Raw genomic sequence first — 16,082 nt, forward strand, 5'->3', positions numbered from 1 at the left:
GTGACGTCTGCAAGCGTGTTTGCTTGAAAAGACTAGGAAAGTCCTGCGGTAAAATCGCCTTCGAGCACCTGACGGGCCAAAACCCGCGTTACAGGGCGATGGTAGATGTCCAGGCGGTCGACAATTATCTCGGCAGACTGGGCCGAACGGTCGATACGACGCACCAGATAATCAATCACGCCTTCACCCGGCACGATGTTGCGGGCGGCGAAGGCATTTTTGAGCATGGCAGCCAGCACGGCATCATCCGGCACCTCGACGGCGATGGTGCGGATGGCATTCAGGCGCGAGCGCAGGTCGGGCAGACGGGTCATCCACGCAGCGGGCGGATCGCGCGACACCATCAAGAGCGCACCACCTGTAGCCTGCGTCAGATTTATCAGGTGGAACAGGGTTTCGTCATCTGCTCCGTCTGCCTCTTCCAGCAGGACCGGACGGCCTTCCAGTTGCGACAGGTCACACCATGATGCTTCTTCGCCATTAAGGGCGATGGCCCCGACACGTTCAACCCATGCGGCGGCCATATGGCTCTTGCCGCAGCCTTGCGGGCCATACAGAGCCATGATCGAGCCGGGTTCACTGGGCCAGTCCTCAAGCGCCGTCGCCGCGACGGCATTGGAGCCGGATACGGTAAGGGTCGAGGCACGCTTGGATGTCTCCTGCTTGAGCGGGAGGCGAAGCTGCATCTGGGCCATATGAGCGCGGTGTGCGGACATGCCCATTTCATAACACTGCAATTCACGATCCGTCTCGGGGGACGGCATGTGAGTCTGGTGGACGATCTTGTGGGTCTTGTGGATCAAACCACTAGCTGTGGGGCGTTTGAGGGGTGGTCTGTGGGAAAAGCAGGCGTGTCTGTGGCTGAGGGGGATGAAGGAATGTAACATCGTTCGAAAATCATCGCGCGGGAATCGCCAGCAGCATGCCTATGCGTAGGGCAGGGGGCGCAGCCGAGCCGAAACCTTAGACAAAGGGCGTTCAAAACTTGACTTTCGGGGGCTTTAGTGCGCCCTACGGCCTTCAATTTCCGCCGCGCGCGCGGCTTTACTGTTTGAACGATTCATAATGCACGCCTACCGCTCCCATAACTGCGGCGCGCTCCGCGCCTCTGATGCTGGCTCGTCTGTCCGTCTGTCGGGCTGGGTCCACCGCAAGCGCGATCACGGCGGCCTGCTGTTTATCGACCTGCGCGACCACTATGGTCTCACACAACTGGTCCTGCACCCGGAAACACCGGGTTTTGAGGCAGTCGAGCGCTTGCGCGCCGAAAGCGTCATCAAGATCGACGGCGAGGTGATTGCCCGCTCGGCTGAAACCACCAATGCCAACCTGCCGACCGGCGAAATCGAAGTTCGTGTTCAGGCTGTTGAAGTCCTGTCGGAAGCGGCCGAACTGCCGCTGCCGGTGTTTGGCGAGCCGGAATATCCCGAAGAAATCCGTCTGAAGAACCGCTTCCTCGACCTGCGCCGCGAGACCCTGCACAAGAACATTGTGCTGCGCTCGAAGGTGATCCAGTCGATCCGCAACCGCATGTTTGCCCAAGGCTTCCTTGAGTATCAGACCCCGATCCTGACGGCCTCGTCGCCGGAAGGCGCGCGCGACTTCCTGGTGCCGTCGCGTATGCACCCGGGCAAGTTCTACGCCCTTCCGCAGGCCCCGCAGCAGTTCAAGCAACTGCTGATGGTCTCGGGCTTCGACCGTTACTTCCAGATCGCGCCCTGCTTCCGCGACGAAGACCTGCGCGCCGACCGTTCGCTGGAATTCTACCAGCTCGACGTGGAAATGAGCTTCGTTACGCAAGAAGACGTGTTCCAAGCCATCGAGCCGCTGATGCACGGTCTGTTTGCTGAGTTCGGTGAAGGCAAGCCGGTGTCGCCGATCGACGGCGTCCACACCTTCACCAACGACTTCGGCCAGACGATGGAGCACAAGGGCTTCGAGCGTCTGACCTACGCTCAGTCGATGAAGTGGTACGGCTCGGACAAGCCGGACCTGCGTAACCCGATCAAGATGCAGGACGTTTCGGAACACTTCCGTGACGGCGGCTTTGGTCTGTTCGCCAAGATCCTCGGCGCGGATACCAAGAACGCTGTCTGGGCCATTCCGGCTCCGACCGGTGGTTCGCGTGCCTTCTGCGACCGTATGAACTCGTGGGCGCAGGGCGAAGGCCAGCCGGGCCTCGGCTACATCTTCTGGTCCGATGACCAACAAGCATGGGGCGGCCCGATCGCCAAGAACCTTGGCCAGGAGCCGACCGAGGCCCTGATGGCTTCCTTGGGTCTGGGCAAGGGCGATGCCGCCTTCTTCACCGCCGGTGATCCGGCTGTGTTCGCCAAGTTCGCCGGTCTGGCCCGTACCCGCGTGGGTACCGAGCTGAAGCTGGTTGACGAAGAGCAGTTCAAATTCTGCTGGATCGTCGACTTCCCGATGTTCGAATGGTCGGAAGAAGAGAAGAAGGTCGACTTCTCGCACAACCCGTTCTCGATGCCGCAGGGCGGTATGGAAGCGCTGGAAACGCAAGACCCGCTCACCATCCGCGCCTATCAGTACGACATCGTCTGTAACGGCTACGAGTTGTGCTCGGGTGCAATCCGGAACCACAAGGCCGAGATCATGCTCAAGGCCTTCGAGATCGCCGGCTACGACGCTTCGGTCGTTGAGGAGCAGTTCGGCGGCATGCTGAACGCCTTCCGTTATGGTGCCCCGCCGCACGGAGGTCTGGCTCCGGGTATCGACCGTATCGTCATGCTGCTGGCGGGCGAACAGGCGATCCGCGAAGTGATCGCCTTCCCGCTGAACCAGCAGGGTCAGGACCTAATGATGAACGCACCTTCGGAAGCCGAAGAGCGTCAGATGAAGGAATTGTCCATCCGCACCCAGCTGCCGCTCAAATCCGTTTGATGGGCGGCCTTCGGGCGCAAGGATAAAGAAAAGGGCGATCCGGTTGGATCGCCCTTTTTGTTGTCCGTTTGTGCGGATCGTAGATCAGCAGGTCGAGACGCGAAGCCCACGTGGAAGCTCGGTTGAATTGTCGCCGCAGGCCTGATTGATCTGGCTCTGGGTCAGATTGCGTGCATCCGATAGGTCGGCTCCGCGAATATCTGTGCGACGCAAGGATGCGTTGTGGAAATTGGCGCGGCTGAAGTCGCTGCCCCGCAAACGGGAATTATCGAGGCGGGCACCGGTGAAGTTCGCGCTGGTGAAGTCGCTGGAACCCATATTGGCAGAGATAAGCTCGGCGCTGGTGAAGTTGGCGCGGGTGGCATCAACATTGACGAGCGTTGTCCCGACCATGCGGCTGCCACGAAAATCAACACGCGTCAGATCGGCGGCACGGAAGATGGCACCCGTCAGTTCGGCATTGTCGACGGTAGCGTTGGTGAGATCGGAGCCGCTAAAGGTGGTGCCCGCTGCGACCACGCCGGTCATGCGGGCTTGCTCTAGGGCGCTGTTGCGAAAAACCGATCCGGCTAGATTTGCACCGCGAATATCGGCGCGCTCGAAGTCCGAACCCGAGAAATTGCTCCCCAGCATGCTGGCCCCGCGAAGGTTGGCCCCGATGAAGGTGGAGTTATTGAAGGATGCACCAGCCATGCGGGCACCGCTGAGGTCACGACCGGATAGCTCGCAGCCATTGCAGGTGCCACCCAGCGAGATCGTGCGAGATACATCCCTATCCTGAAAAACCACGGACAGGGCCTGCGCAGGCGCTGTTGCGCTGAGGCTGCCGACGGCGGCGAGCATCACTGCGACCATAGAGTTTTTGGCAAGTGCCTTGATCATAAGCTGTTAGATGCCTGTGAAGCGGCATAAAACCTACTTAAATCGGCGTAAGGCTTGTGGCCAAAAAGAAAGATCAATCCAATCAGCAGGTTGGAATGGTTAGGCCTTGTGGAAGCACAGTGGTTGCATCGCCGCAGGCCTTGGAAACCTGCCTCTGTGTCAGGCCGCGGCCACGGCTGAGGTCTGCACCCGACAGGTTTGCGCCTTCCAGATTGGCCCCGCTCCAGTTGGAGCCTTGTAGCCACGCGCCGACCAGAGAAGCATTGGTCAGATCGGCATTGGCAAAGTTTGCGCTCGACATAACGGCACCATAGGCATTGATGTCGCGCAGGTCGGCACCATTAAGACGCACGCGGTTCCAGACAGCCAGTGTCATATCGGCCTGACGCAGCCGTGCACCCGACAGGTTCAGTCCGGCCTTTTCCATATAGGTGAAGTCACCCTGGAACAGGTTGCAGCCGGGGCATGAGGAACCGGCGCGAACCTGTGCAATCTGGCTCTGGTTCTGGGCCATTGAGGGCGCAGAAAGGCTGACCAGCATCAGCACACTGGCGGCGAGGGTAGAGGCCCGGTTCGTCATGGCACAGTTCCTTGTCCTGTCAGGCAGTCGGGACCGGAGGTCAGCAAATCCTGTGCCGTCAAACTGTGCCGCTAAAAGTCAGACCTGCATTTGAGGAGAGACGCCGCAACTGTCACAGGTCCAGCGCCCACCACGGTTTTGTAGGGCAAAATCGCCACAGGAAGGACACGCTGTAGCATCCGAAGCGCTGGATGTCGCAGCAGGACGATCCGGTTTTTTACCGAACGGGACGACGACCAGATTGTCGGGTGTTGCTCCGCGCGCAAAACCCTTGGAAATAAAGCGGGCGGCGGGCACGGTTTCCACTTCGGCACTGGCTATATCAAGCCCGTCTCCACCTTGGTCGGCCGCATTGGCCAGTTCGGTGCGGTCCAGATAGGAGACGCCCAATTCGCGGAAAATATAGTCGAGAATGGATGTGGCCGAGCGGATCGAGTCATTGCCGGTCACGCGGCCCGCAGGCTCGAAACGGGTGAACACAAAGGCATCGACAAACTCGTCCAGCGGCACGCCGTATTGCAGGCCAATCGAGATGGCGATAGCGAAATTGTTCATCAGGCTGCGGAAGGCGGCACCTTCCTTGTGCATGTCGATGAAGATTTCGCCCAGTTCGCCGTCTTCGTATTCGCCGGTATGGATATAGACCTTGTGGCCGCCGACGGCGGCCTTCTGGATATAGCCCTTGCGACGGTCCGGTAGCTTGCGGCGGGTACGGTCTCGTTCGACCACGCGCTCGACGACACGGGTTTGCGGGGCATTGGCACTGGTAGTGATTTCGGGCGTGACAGGCTCTGCGGGGGCAATATCCGCATCAAAGCCGAAGTCTGCGGGCGGGCGAGCGCGGCGTAGGGACAGGGCGCGGACACCTTCGCGGGCGGCATGGGAAATGGCACGTGCGCCATCGACAAGCGTCTCGTCCCAGTCAAGATCAATCCGAAGCGGCGCAGGGGTATCACTAAGACCATCCAGCGCGGCCACGATCTCGGCCTCTACGTCTTCGGCTGTCAGGGCCAGCCAATCGGCAAGGGCAGGGGGGGCATCCGGCCACTGGGTCAGGTCAGGATAGCCCAGAACCTGTGTTTCGGTGGCACCAATAGAGGCTTGCGAAAAACCGAGGCGTGGCAGGAGCGGTGCGTCAGTGGCAGGGTCTTGGCCCAGAACGTCGCGGATGAAACCACCATCCAGAACCGGACTGCGGAAGGCATCCTCCAGATGCTCCACCGATGCCAGAGCATGCTCCAGCCCTTCCATTTCCAGCTCGGTAAAGCCCAGATCGTGCAAGCTTTCAAAGCTGATGGCCGTCTCGCCCGCCAAGGTGCGGGTGCCGAACAGGTGGCGCTCGGCGCTGTCGCAGCCCTGATGGCTCAAGGCATGCGCGATGGACGGGCGTAGGCGCGGGGCAGGCTCGCCATCACCGGTCTGGTAAAGATCACGGTGAGCGAAGGGCGAAAGGCCCAAACGAAGCGCAGCTTCACCTTCCTGAATGAACAGGCGCAGCCCCGCATGACAGGTATCGGCATCATCGGCATGACCCAAATGCTCTGCTATTTTTATCGAGGCCGCCGTATAGTGGGCACGCACAAAGGTCGCGGTTTCGCGTGCCAGATCGGCCAGATTGTCATAGCCTAGCCGCAGGGCCAGATCGGCCAGCCCGCCCAAGCCGAATGCCAGACGTGGCGGGATGTGCGGATGAGCGGGCACCATTAGAGCCGACAGCACTGTCCAGCCGGACACCAGCGTTTCCAGAACGCTCTGCCAGTTAGAGCCGGTATCCTTATAGAGGGTCTCAAGGTCGAACTGGATGCGGGTTTCGAGCGTGGCATGCGACAGGGCCAGCGCATCGGCGGGATCGAAGGTGATGACGACATCGCCCTCGACCGAGGCCTCGGCCAGTTGCAGCGCCAGTGATCCACCCGCAGCCAGCAGGTCGCGCTCGGCCTCGATGACCAGACGCGGACTGACCGCGCTGGGGGACGAGCCGAGAGGTTCGCCATCAATGGCCCGCACAATGTCGGCATCGGATGCGCCACAGCGCAGGGCGTGGGCGGCGGCGCGGGCCAGTGCCGGATTGGTCTTGGGCGATCCGCAGGCCTCGCGCGGGCCTTCGCAGCGAATGACGGCATTCCTGACGCCATTCAGGGCCTCTTCGACCGTCGCCAGAGCCTTGGCCGACAGGCGAGCGCCCCGCGCATGACGGCGGAAATCATCCAGTCGGGCCGCCGCATCGGGTTCGCTAAGCGGCAAAGAATTTAGGGTATGCGCGGGGTCTGTGACCGCAGGGGCCACCCAGCCGCGTTGCAGGCCGCATAACAGGGCGCTGGCGGTTGCACCCTCGAGAAGGTCGTCGTCCAGAGCGCGTTGAACGAGCGGCTGTAACCAGTGGGCAAGGGCTTGGCCTATGTCGCCGTCACTGGCCAGTTGGCGGGCATGGGCGGGGGACAGGCGCGGTTCCAACCAGTCTAGCCATGCCTCGATACGGGCATCGCTCCAGCTTGAAGGCGCATATACAGAGTCGACCGAGGACGGGCGTTCGATACGCCGTGATTCCACCTCTAGGTCGCGAACAGCATTATCAAAATCGAATGCGCCACTCATGGATCGCCTCCACGCCTGCATTAAGCAGACAGCCTAGAGCGGCCGTTTAACCATTCTCAATAGATATTGTGGGCCGCATAGGGGTTACCCCCAACATATTGGACCAAAGGTTTTTAACAGAAGCGTGTGGGACCGCTGGACGTAACGGCCAGAGGTTTCTATGATTGCAGGGCCGCTGAACTCCCTTTCCTCGCGGCGCGATTTTAAGTGAGTGCACGACGTGCTGAGCAAGATCTTTACCTGGTGGAACGGTGCCACCATTGGCACCCTTTTCACGGTGGGCAAGCGTGGCAGCCTGATCGGCACGGACGAATTCGGTAACCGCTACTATCAGTCGCGCGATAACGTCTCGTATGATGGACGTAAGCGTCGCTGGGTGATCTATAACGGTTATGCCGAAGCCACGAAGATTCCGCCGGAATGGCAGGGCTGGCTGCGCTATACCTATGACGAGGCCCCCAGCGAGAAACCGCTGCACCGTCAGGCTTGGGAAAAAGATCACCTGCCTAACCTGACCGGCACGCCCTATGCCCGTCGTCCGCAGGGTTCGCTGGTTGCGAGCGGTCAACGTCCGGCAGCGACCGGTGACTACCAAGCCTGGACACCGGAATGAGTCTGCGCGGGGTTCTGCTGGGCGGCATTGTCGCCGCAGGCCTCGGTCTGTCGGGGGCTGGCGTGACCGCCGCCCTGATGGATGTACCGCAAGATGCGGTTCCGGTTCAGGATCCTGTGGGCGATGCCTTGCGTGAAAAGGCAGCCCAACCTGCGCCACAGGCACCGGCGCAGGTTCTGACGGCACCGGCGAGTGCGCCCGTTCAGGATATCCCAGCGGGGACCACGTCTCTAACGGTGGTCGAACCAACCCCGCAGGAAGAAGTTTCCGACGAAGGCGAAGACGCGGCCGAAGAAGAAACGGTTGCAGAAACGGTCGAGGAACCGGCCAGCACTGTGCGCCGTCGTTTGCCGGTCGCTCTGGTTCAGGCCATAGACAAAACCACAGCCGAGACCATGCAGTTCGAGGTCGAGGTGGGTGGTCGCCCGGTGCGTTTTTCCAAGAATCTGATCTTCAAGGTTCGTGCCTGTGAAGTGACGGGTGCCAACGAAGTGACCGAAGACGCCATTGCCTATCTGGAAATCGGTGTGCAGCCGCGTTCGGCCCAGCCGTCCAATGAGGCCCGCCAGGTTTTTAAGGGCTGGATGTTTGCCTCCTCGCCCAGCCTGAATGGGCTGGAACACCCGCTATATGATGCGTGGGTTGTGGGCTGTAAGAACCGCTAGGCAGTGAGGTAGGGCATGGTGACGAAACGACAGCCGAAGAAAACCGAGACCGTCGAAGTCCGCATGCCCTTCGAAACGAAGAACGCCTTCATGCAGCACTGTCGTGCCGAGGGCCGCACGGCCAGCGAGGCCATCCGGCGCTTTATCGACACCGAGTTGGAAAAGCCGTCGAAACCGCGTTTGCAGAATACCAGTTGGCACAGGACCATAGCGGTCGCCGTAGCTGTGCTTGCACTGGGGGCTGTGGCGGCACCGTCTCTGGCGCAAACCCTTAACCCTGCGCGTGTCACTTTCCAGCAGCTTGACCGCAATAAAGATGGCCTGTTGTCCTTTGAAGAATATCGCGCGCGTTAAGGACATTCTATTCGATCGACTTCAGGACGCGATCGCCTCTTAGGTCGGGCCAAGTCCACGGCTTTACCAATGAAGCCCCCGGTTTCCACGACCACGCAATAAACTCGGCACGCCCTATAATATGACTGGCGGGCAGCAATCCGATACCGACATCCGCGCTCCAACGGCTATCCAGAGAATTGTCGCGATTGTCTCCCATCATCAGATAATGACCTGTCGGCACAGTGATAGGGGCGGTATTGTCACCGGCAAGGTTGGGGCCGCCATCATAGGTGACATAAGACCGTCCGCTGACCAGTCGCTCTCTAAAAGCTTCGACAGGACGGGCGGGATTGTCGCGGTCAAATGTCTGGCCAAGCGAAGTTTGCGGCACGGGCTGGCCATTGATGACCAACTGGCCGCTCTTCATCTGCACCGTATCGCCCGGAAGACCGATAACGCGTTTTATCCAGACCTGTGAAGGATCACGCGGCAGGCGGAACACAACCACATCGCCCCGTTCCGGCGTTGACGCCATCAGTCGCTCTGTCCCGTTGGGAGAACCAAAGGGCAGGGAGGCTGCGCTCCAACCGTAAGCTATTTTGGACACCACAATATAGTCGCCAGTCAAAAGGCCGGGGGCCATGGACGACGAAGGAATGGTGAAGGGCTGATAGGCCAAAATGCGAAACACAGTCGCCAGCAGAAGGCCCAGAAACAGGGGCATGCCAAAGCTGGTGATTTCATGCGATAGGTTACGGGGATGAGTGGTGGCTTGGGTCATGGCCGACATAGGCTGGCCGTTTGTGTATCCGCGCCAGTTTAAAACTGTCCGGACAGCGTTTGATTGTGTCCGGACACGGCTTTAGCTGTTGGCCAGTGCGCGCTCAACGGCTTCGGTGCCGCTCATAGACAGGCCAAGATCGGAGGTATCACCCTTGAGCCTGAGCGCAGGCCCCAGTTTTCTGAGATAGGTGCTTTGCGGTATTTCCTGAGCGCCAAACTGCATCAGGTGTTCGGTGATGAACTGGGCATCCAGCAGGGTGAAGCCACCACGTTTGAGGCGGGCCACCAGATGCACAAGCGCAACCTTCGAGGCATCGGTCATGCGGCTGAACATGCTCTCGCCGAAAAACGCACTGCCCAGCGTCACGCCATAAAGACCGCCGACCAGAACCTCGTCCTTCCAGCATTCGACGCTGTGGGCATGGCCCAGAGCGTGAAGCTCGCCATATAGACGGCGGATGGGGCCATTGATCCATGTGTCCTCGCGTCCCTTGGCGGGCGAGGCACAGGCGTCCACGACGCTGAGAAAGGCCGTGTTGACGCGGATATCGAACGGCTCGCCGCGAACCGTGCGTTTCAGACGTGTGGGGATGTGGAAGCCATCCAGCGGAAATATGCCGCGCTGGTCCGGCTCAACGAGAAAGACGCGGGGATCATCCCGCGCCTCTCCCATGGGAAAGGCCCCGTTGGCGTAGCAGCGTAGGAGGGCGGCGGCGTCAAACACCTCGCGCTCCTTTGCGCTGAACTCGGGGTCTTCCTCTTCGATCAAATCAGGCTTTCGCCTTTTGAGCCGCAGCCCATTTTTCCAGCCAGTGGATGTCGTAGTCGCCCGACAGAATGTCCGGCTCCTGCAACAGCTTCTGGAACAGCGGGATGGTGGTATCCACGCCGCCGACAACCGTTTCACCCAGAGCGCGCTTGAGGCGTGCAATGGCTTCTTCGCGGTCGCGACCGTGAACGATCAGCTTGCCGATCAGGCTGTCATAGTAAGGCGGGATCGAATAGCCGGCGAAGATCGCGCTATCGAGGCGCACACCCAGACCACCCGGAGCGTGGAAGTCCGTTACCGTACCCGGCGAAGGGGTGAAGGTTTCGGCGTTCTCGGCATTGATACGCACTTCGATCGAGTGGCCGTTGAACTTGATTTCGTCCTGGGTAAACGACAGTGGCAGACCTGCAGCGATACGGATCTGTTCGCGCACGAGGTCTACACCGGTGATCATTTCGGTGACCGGATGCTCGACCTGCAGGCGGGTGTTCATCTCGATGAAGAAGAACTCGCCGTCTTCCCATAGGAACTCGATGGTACCAACGCCGAGGTAACCGATGGCGGCAATGGCCTTGTTGACCACTTCACCGATCTTGGCGCGTCCCTCGGCCGACAGAGCCGGTGACGGGGCTTCTTCCAGCACCTTCTGGTGGCGGCGTTGCAGCGAGCAGTCGCGTTCACCGAGGTGAACCACGTTGCCGTGGCTGTCAGCGATGACCTGGATCTCGATGTGACGCGGCTTCTGCAGGTACCGTTCCATATAGACGGCACCGTTACCGAAGGCGGCCAGCGCCTCGGATTGTGCGGTCTGGACAGCTTCGACCAGATCGTCGGCGGTCATGGCAACCTTCATGCCGCGACCACCACCACCGGCAGCCGCCTTGACGATCAGCGGGAAGCCGATGGTCTTGGAGGCTTCGATAGCCGCTTCGACAGTTTCAACCTCGCCATCCGAGCCCGGAACGACGGGGATGCCAGCGTCTTTGACGGTTTGTTTGGCGGTGATCTTGTCGCCCATCACACGGATGTGGTCCGGCTTGGGACCGATGAAGGTCATGCCGTGCGCTTCGATGATTTCAGCGAAGCGGGCATTTTCCGACAGGAAGCCATAGCCCGGGTGGATCGCCTGCGCGCCGGTGATTTCGGCAGCCGCAATGATCTGCGGGATGTTCAGATACGACTTGGCGGCCGGAGCCGGACCAATGCAGACGCTTTCGTCAGCCAGACGTACCCACATGGCACCGCGGTCGGCTTCCGAGTGAACGGCCACCGTCGAGATACCCATTTCCTTACAGGCGCGATGCACCCGAAGGGCGATTTCGCCACGGTTGGCGATGAGGACCTTGGTGAACATACTCAGGCTCAGGCTTCCAGAACGACCAGAGCTTCGCCGAACTCGACCGGCTGGGCGTCGCCGACGAGGATTTCAGCCACAACGCCGTCGCGCGGAGCGGTGATCGGGTTCATGGTCTTCATAGCTTCAACGATCAGCAGGGTTTGACCCTTTTTGACCTTGGCGCCGACCGAGATGAACGGGTCCGAACCCGGAGCCGGTTGCAGGTAGGCGGTGCCCACCATCGGCGACTTCACTTCTTCACCCGAACGTGCAGCCGGAGCGGCCGGCGCAGCGGCAGCGGCCGGAGCTGCTGCGGCAGGCGCTGCCACCTGAGCCGGAGCCGCGGCATAGGCGACCGGAGCGGCGGCCACAGTGATTTCGCGCTTAACCTTGATTTTCAGGTCGTCTTTCTCGACTTCGATCTCGGTCAGCTCGGTCTCGTTCAGGATGTTGGCGAGGGCGCGAACCAGTTCAGCGTCGATGGCGGTGTGTTTGTCGGACATCTTTGTCTCTTCTCGTAGTACTTAGCCGTAGCCGCTTAGGCCGAACGGATGAGGTTCAGGGCCGCCTTGACGGCCAGTTCATATCCCTGGACGCCCAGACCGGCGATCACGCCGGTAGCGGCCAGAGACACATAGGAGTGGTGCCTGAAGGCCTCGCGCGCAGCGGGGTTCGACAGGTGGCACTCAATGACGGGGATAGAAAGGGTTTTCAGGGCATCCAGCAGCGCCACCGAGGTATGGGTGTAGGCTGCGGGGTTGATGATCAGGGCAGAGGCTTCATTGCGGGCCTCGTGAATCCAGTCCACCAACTGGCCTTCATGGTTCGACTGGCGAAACACGATGCGAGCGCCATCGGCTGCGTTTTCGCACAGCTTTTGAACGTCCGCGAGTGTGTCACGGCCATAGATTTCCGGCTCACGCTCTCCGAGGAGATTGAGGTTCGGACCGTTCAGAACATAGAGGACAGGCGTTTCGGGCATTCGCTCGCAGAGTAAGGCGCACGCCACGCGCGCGGAATCGTGTGCTTTGTAGACCGAGTTGGGGGGGAACGCCAAGCATGCGACTAAATTCTTGACCTTGCGTCATGGTTGAATGCGTATCGGATGAGCCAACCGGGCATTGCAACCGATTTTACAAGGCTGGAAACCCGGGGGACAATGGCTTGCAAGATTGAGTTAGGTCGCACATCGCCCCATATGAGGAGATAACGACGAATGGAGTGTGATCGTGCGTATCGAAGTGAACGGGCAGGGGCGTGAAACCGCCGCCACCACTATTCTTGCCCTGATCGAGGAACTGAGTCTGGACCCGCGCAAGGTGGCTGTGGAGCTGAATCTCGAAATCGTGCCGCGTTCGCTGCATGCCACGACGCCTGTATCGGATGGCGACAAGATCGAACTGGTCCAGTTCGTAGGCGGCGGCTGATCATAATCAAATCGGGTATCGCGTCTTTCATGGGCGCACGAGTGGGGCTAGGTGTTTTGTATGACCGAATCCGCCCCTCGTACCGATAGCTGGACCGTCGCAGGACGCACCTTTAATTCTCGCCTGATCGTGGGCACGGGCAAGTACCGTGACTATGAACAGAACGCCGCCGCTGTCGTGGCATCGGGGGCGGAAATGGTCACAGTGGCCGTGCGCCGCGTGAACCTGACGGACCCCGGCCAGCCGGTTCTGACCGACTATATCGATCCGAAGAAATACACCTATCTGCCGAACACGGCGGGTTGTTTCACTGCCGAGGACGCTATGCGGACCCTGCGCCTTGCGCGCGAGGCCGGTGGCTGGACGCTGGTAAAGCTGGAAGTCCTGTCGGAGCAGAAGCACCTGTATCCGGACATGGAAGAAACCCTGCGCGCGCTGAAGCTGCTGACCGCAGAGGGTTTCGAGGTCATGGTCTATTGCACCGATGACCCCGTCTATGCCCGCAAGCTGGAAGATGCTGGCGCTGTCGCCATCATGCCGCTGGGCGCGCCGATTGGCTCGGGGCTAGGCCTGCAGAACCCGATCAATATCCGCATGATCGTGGAACAATCCAAGGTTCCGGTGCTCGTTGATGCCGGTGTGGGCACGGCCTCGGATGCCGCTGTGGCTATGGAACTGGGCTGTGACGGTGTGCTGATGAATACCGCCATTGCGGAGGCCCGCGATCCGATCCTGATGGCCAGTGCCATGAAGCACGCGGTCATCGCCGGTCGTGAATCCTATCTGGCGGGCCGTATGAAGAAACGCATGTTTGCCGATCCGTCCTCGCCGTTGGCAGGTCTGATCTAAGGATCGCGACGGCACAGAAAAAAGGCCGGAAGCGATAGCTTCCGGCATTTTTGTTTATTGGACGGCTTTGATCATCTGTTCGACATCGGCGGGGTCGATGCTGGCACTGGCCTTGCCGTTGACGAAGAAGGTCGGGGTGCCGCGAAGACCCAGCGCCACGCCTGTTGTGTGGATGTCGGTGATATGGCGGGCTGTATCAGGCGAAGCGATGGCCTTTTGGGCCGCGGCCATGTCCATGCCCTGTTCCTGAAGAATCTGGTTGATGACATCGACGGTGAGGGCGCGTTCGTCCATCAGCGCGGCATGGACAGCCATGAACTTGCCCTGCTGATTGGCCGCCAGAGCGGCGCGTGCAGCATAGTTGGATGTAACCGTCTCGCCATTGTCCAGAATGGGCCATTCCTTGAAGACAAAACGCACATCGGGGTGGCGAGCCATCATTTCACGATAGGGCACCGACACAGCCTTACATCCGGGGCAGCGATAGTCAAAAAACTGGATCACCGTCACCTTGGCGTTTTCCGGACCGACCGCCGGATCGCGTGCATCATGGGCCAAAAGCTGCGGATTGGCCTTGGCTGCGGCATCAATGGCCGATGAGACGCTCTGGTCTTCGGCCTGTTGGCGGGCCGTGATCATCTCGTCCAGAATTTGTGGATTATTGAGCAGATAACCGCGAACCTGCGGGCCGATACCGACGCCGAAATAGGGCAGGGAGGCCATGACAAGCGCCGCCGCTGAAATCGCAAGAGCAGCCCCTGCCATCACCGTTGTCGTGCCCTTGGCCGCAGAGGGTTGGGGCGTTGTTACAGACGGCGTAGCTTGGGGTTGATCAGGCGTTTGGGCAACCGTATCGGGCGTATCGGACATGAAACTCTATGATCTATGAGGGGGGAACAGCCTAGTTGCTGTTTGGGGGAACGACTTGCTGGCCGCGGCGGCGCTCATTGCGACGTTCGGCGTCAAGAATATCGGATTCTGATGCCCCCGATGAAAGCACAATATCGGTAGCGCGGCGCCATTCGATCGAACTGCGGTCCAGCATGTCACGGGCGCGCAGGGCGAACTCGTTGGCCTGTTTGGCCTGACCCAGAGCGAACCAGTATTCGGCTGAGGCCAGTCGGGCCTCGCCTTCCTTGCCCTGAGCCGCATAGGCCTGACTGAGCAGGCGCCATCCCATCGGGTTGTCATCCTCTCGAGCCAGAGCATATTTCAACTCCGTTTCCGCCTTGGTGATTTGCTCGGCCTCGCCGGTTTCCAACAGAGCGTGGGCATAGTTGATGCGCAGAAGAGGGGCCTCGGGCATCAGGTCAACGGCCCGTTTATGGGCATCCAGAGCTTCGGCGGGACGACCTTCTTCAAAAATGATCTGGCCTTTCAATTCCCACAGATAGGGATTGTCCGGTTGTTCGGCCAAAAGGCTGTCTACGCCTTCCAAAGCCTTGGTGGTCTGGCCGTCCTTGTACCATGCGATCGCACGCGCATAGCGAGCAGGCAACGAGGTGTCGCTGGACGGATAAAGCCGCAGCGTGGTGTTCGGATTATCCATAAACCCGTGGATCTTGGCCAGAACCAGCGCGTGTTGGGCGATACGCTCCTCGCTATCGGTATTGCCATAGTGGGAAGCGCGCTCCACCGGACCGCGCAGGGCGCTGATACGCTGAGAAGACAGCGGGTGGCTGCGGAAATAGGGGAAGCGGCGGGCATCCGAGAACACTTCCTGTGAGCGGAAGTTTTCGAAAAACTCGACCAGACCTCGACCGGATTCACCGGCACGTTCCAGAGCGCGAGCCCCAGTGATATCGGCTTCGCCCTCTTGAGACTGCATGTATCGGAGAGCACCCAGTGTGCCGAAATACTGGCTGGAGGCCAGAAGGGCTGCACCGGCATCTGGTGCCCCAGCCAATGCTGCCAATGCCCCCAGCGCCATGGTCATAATCATGGGCTGCATGCCTGCATTCTGGGCACCGTCACGCAGGGTGTGGCGGTTTTTGATATGGCCAGCTTCGTGCGCGATCACGCCTAGTAGTTGGTTCGGGGTCTTGGTTTGCAGGATCAGGCCTGTGTTCAGACCCATGATGCGTCCGCGTGTGGCGAAGGCATTCAGGCTGTTGTCATTGACGAGCAGGATTTCGACTTCGGACGGATCCAGACCCATGGCCGTCAGGGTCGGTGCGGACCACTCGTCAATAATAGCCTCGATCTCGGTATCGCGGATCAGGCTTTGAGCTGAGGCAGGGAGAGCGGCTGCCATCAAGGCAGCCGCCGCCGTCCCGGCAACCAGCAGACGGGTAAGAGTAGTGGAAAACCGGATCATGGCGCACTCCAGAGCAACGATCTTCCACC

17 protein-coding genes are annotated in these 16,082 nt (G+C 60.2%); 6 read left to right on the plus strand and 11 right to left on the minus strand.

Translation table 11 applies throughout. From position 1 onward, the window contains the following. Window positions 1–32: 32 nt before the first annotated feature. Window positions 33–716 (minus strand): chromosomal replication initiator DnaA, encoded by a 684-nt coding sequence (locus WEU32_RS06075; RefSeq protein WP_312138075.1) that lies wholly within the window; start codon window positions 714–716, stop codon window positions 33–35. Window positions 717–1,065: 349 nt separating this feature from the next. Here WEU32_RS06075 and aspS point away from each other — a divergent pair, with 349 nt between their 5' ends. Then, window positions 1,066–2,901, plus strand: coding sequence for an aspartate--tRNA ligase (gene aspS, locus WEU32_RS06080; RefSeq protein WP_406853228.1), 1,836 nt, complete (start codon window positions 1,066–1,068; stop codon window positions 2,899–2,901). Between the two features lie 84 nt (window positions 2,902–2,985). On the opposite strand, the gene WEU32_RS06085 is transcribed toward aspS, so the two are convergent. From WEU32_RS06085 to WEU32_RS06095, 3 genes are all read right to left on the minus strand, one after another. Further along, window positions 2,986–3,783 carry a pentapeptide repeat-containing protein gene (locus WEU32_RS06085; RefSeq protein WP_406853229.1) on the minus strand — a complete coding sequence of 266 codons (798 nt, stop codon included), beginning with the start codon at window positions 3,781–3,783 and terminating at the stop codon, window positions 2,986–2,988. Between the two features lie 82 nt (window positions 3,784–3,865). Further along, entirely contained in the window at window positions 3,866–4,363 is a 498-nt protein-coding gene (locus tag WEU32_RS06090; RefSeq protein WP_406853230.1) for a pentapeptide repeat-containing protein, read from the minus strand. 78 nt (window positions 4,364–4,441) lie between these two features. Beyond that, entirely contained in the window at window positions 4,442–6,958 is a 2,517-nt protein-coding gene (locus WEU32_RS06095) for a TSCPD domain-containing protein (protein WP_406853231.1), read from the minus strand. A 220-nt stretch (window positions 6,959–7,178) separates the two neighbouring features. Between WEU32_RS06095 and WEU32_RS06100 the strand changes: the two genes are divergently transcribed. Genes WEU32_RS06100 through WEU32_RS06110 form a run of 3 tightly spaced genes read left to right on the plus strand, consistent with a single transcriptional unit; the run spans window position 7,179 to window position 8,590 of the window. Further along, complete coding sequence (locus tag WEU32_RS06100; protein WP_312813576.1) at window positions 7,179–7,571, plus strand: NADH:ubiquinone oxidoreductase subunit NDUFA12; 393 nt, start codon at window positions 7,179–7,181, stop codon at window positions 7,569–7,571. Beyond that, window positions 7,568–8,236 carry a DUF2155 domain-containing protein gene (locus tag WEU32_RS06105; protein WP_312138087.1) on the plus strand — a complete coding sequence of 223 codons (669 nt, stop codon included), beginning with the start codon at window positions 7,568–7,570 and terminating at the stop codon, window positions 8,234–8,236. Before WEU32_RS06100 ends, WEU32_RS06105 begins: the two co-directional genes overlap by 4 nt. Window positions 8,237–8,251: 15 nt before the next feature. Next, window positions 8,252–8,590, plus strand: coding sequence for an EF-hand domain-containing protein (locus WEU32_RS06110; RefSeq protein WP_406853232.1), 339 nt, complete (start codon window positions 8,252–8,254; stop codon window positions 8,588–8,590). A gap of 7 nt (window positions 8,591–8,597) precedes the next feature. Here the strand turns inward: WEU32_RS06110 and lepB are convergent, their stop codons facing one another. The 5 genes from lepB to aroQ all read right to left on the minus strand — a co-directional run bounded on the left by lepB (window position 8,598) and on the right by aroQ (window position 12,442). Continuing rightward, window positions 8,598–9,362 carry a signal peptidase I gene (gene lepB / locus WEU32_RS06115; RefSeq protein WP_406853233.1) on the minus strand — a complete coding sequence of 255 codons (765 nt, stop codon included), beginning with the start codon at window positions 9,360–9,362 and terminating at the stop codon, window positions 8,598–8,600. 72 nt (window positions 9,363–9,434) lie between these two features. Beyond that, window positions 9,435–10,028, minus strand: a complete 594-nt coding sequence (aat, locus tag WEU32_RS06120) for a leucyl/phenylalanyl-tRNA--protein transferase (RefSeq protein ID WP_406853405.1) — start codon at window positions 10,026–10,028, stop codon at window positions 9,435–9,437. Window positions 10,029–10,125: 97 nt separating this feature from the next. Further along, window positions 10,126–11,478 (minus strand): acetyl-CoA carboxylase biotin carboxylase subunit, encoded by a 1,353-nt coding sequence (gene accC, locus WEU32_RS06125; protein ID WP_406853234.1) that lies wholly within the window; start codon window positions 11,476–11,478, stop codon window positions 10,126–10,128. Window positions 11,479–11,486: 8 nt separating this feature from the next. Beyond that, on the minus strand, window positions 11,487–11,963 hold the full coding sequence (gene accB, locus WEU32_RS06130) for an acetyl-CoA carboxylase biotin carboxyl carrier protein (RefSeq protein WP_406853235.1): 477 nt from the start codon (window positions 11,961–11,963) through the stop codon (window positions 11,487–11,489). Window positions 11,964–11,998: 35 nt separating this feature from the next. Continuing rightward, window positions 11,999–12,442, minus strand: a complete 444-nt coding sequence (aroQ, locus tag WEU32_RS06135; protein WP_406853236.1) for a type II 3-dehydroquinate dehydratase — start codon at window positions 12,440–12,442, stop codon at window positions 11,999–12,001. Between the two features lie 247 nt (window positions 12,443–12,689). Between aroQ and thiS the strand changes: the two genes are divergently transcribed. Then, entirely contained in the window at window positions 12,690–12,887 is a 198-nt protein-coding gene (gene thiS / locus WEU32_RS06140; protein WP_312138096.1) for a sulfur carrier protein ThiS, read from the plus strand. A gap of 60 nt (window positions 12,888–12,947) precedes the next feature. Then, entirely contained in the window at window positions 12,948–13,736 is a 789-nt protein-coding gene (locus WEU32_RS06145; RefSeq protein ID WP_312138098.1) for a thiazole synthase, read from the plus strand. A 54-nt stretch (window positions 13,737–13,790) separates the two neighbouring features. Here WEU32_RS06145 and WEU32_RS06150 read toward each other — a convergent pair whose 3' ends face one another. Then, on the minus strand, window positions 13,791–14,606 hold the full coding sequence (locus WEU32_RS06150; protein WP_406853237.1) for a thioredoxin domain-containing protein: 816 nt from the start codon (window positions 14,604–14,606) through the stop codon (window positions 13,791–13,793). 31 nt (window positions 14,607–14,637) lie between these two features. Further along, window positions 14,638–16,053, minus strand: coding sequence for a M48 family metalloprotease (locus tag WEU32_RS06155; protein WP_406853238.1), 1,416 nt, complete (start codon window positions 16,051–16,053; stop codon window positions 14,638–14,640). Window positions 16,054–16,082 lie beyond the last annotated feature (29 nt).

The organism is Brevundimonas sp. BH3 (assembly GCF_045345115.1).
Classification (GTDB): domain Bacteria; phylum Pseudomonadota; class Alphaproteobacteria; order Caulobacterales; family Caulobacteraceae; genus Brevundimonas.

Excerpts from the sequence above, each read along its gene's own strand:
- WEU32_RS06085 (WP_406853229.1), bottom strand. The coding sequence starts at position 3,783 with ATGATCAAGGCACTTGCCAAAAACTCTATGGTCGCAGTGATGCTCGCC.
- lepB (WP_406853233.1), bottom strand. The coding sequence starts at position 9,362 with ATGTCGGCCATGACCCAAGCCACCACTCATCCCCGTAACCTATCGCAT.
- WEU32_RS06145 (WP_312138098.1), top strand. The coding sequence starts at position 12,948 with ATGACCGAATCCGCCCCTCGTACCGATAGCTGGACCGTCGCAGGACGC.
- aat (WP_406853405.1), bottom strand. The coding sequence starts at position 10,028 with ATGGGAGAGGCGCGGGATGATCCCCGCGTCTTTCTCGTTGAGCCGGAC.
- accB (WP_406853235.1), bottom strand. The coding sequence starts at position 11,963 with ATGTCCGACAAACACACCGCCATCGACGCTGAACTGGTTCGCGCCCTC.
- aspS (WP_406853228.1), top strand. The coding sequence starts at position 1,066 with ATGCACGCCTACCGCTCCCATAACTGCGGCGCGCTCCGCGCCTCTGAT.
- WEU32_RS06075 (WP_312138075.1), bottom strand. The coding sequence starts at position 716 with ATGTCCGCACACCGCGCTCATATGGCCCAGATGCAGCTTCGCCTCCCG.
- WEU32_RS06095 (WP_406853231.1), bottom strand. The coding sequence starts at position 6,958 with ATGAGTGGCGCATTCGATTTTGATAATGCTGTTCGCGACCTAGAGGTG.
- accC (WP_406853234.1), bottom strand. The coding sequence starts at position 11,478 with ATGTTCACCAAGGTCCTCATCGCCAACCGTGGCGAAATCGCCCTTCGG.
- WEU32_RS06090 (WP_406853230.1), bottom strand. The coding sequence starts at position 4,363 with ATGACGAACCGGGCCTCTACCCTCGCCGCCAGTGTGCTGATGCTGGTC.
- WEU32_RS06150 (WP_406853237.1), bottom strand. The coding sequence starts at position 14,606 with ATGTCCGATACGCCCGATACGGTTGCCCAAACGCCTGATCAACCCCAA.
- WEU32_RS06105 (WP_312138087.1), top strand. The coding sequence starts at position 7,568 with ATGAGTCTGCGCGGGGTTCTGCTGGGCGGCATTGTCGCCGCAGGCCTC.
- WEU32_RS06155 (WP_406853238.1), bottom strand. The coding sequence starts at position 16,053 with ATGATCCGGTTTTCCACTACTCTTACCCGTCTGCTGGTTGCCGGGACG.
- WEU32_RS06110 (WP_406853232.1), top strand. The coding sequence starts at position 8,252 with ATGGTGACGAAACGACAGCCGAAGAAAACCGAGACCGTCGAAGTCCGC.
- aroQ (WP_406853236.1), bottom strand. The coding sequence starts at position 12,442 with ATGCCCGAAACGCCTGTCCTCTATGTTCTGAACGGTCCGAACCTCAAT.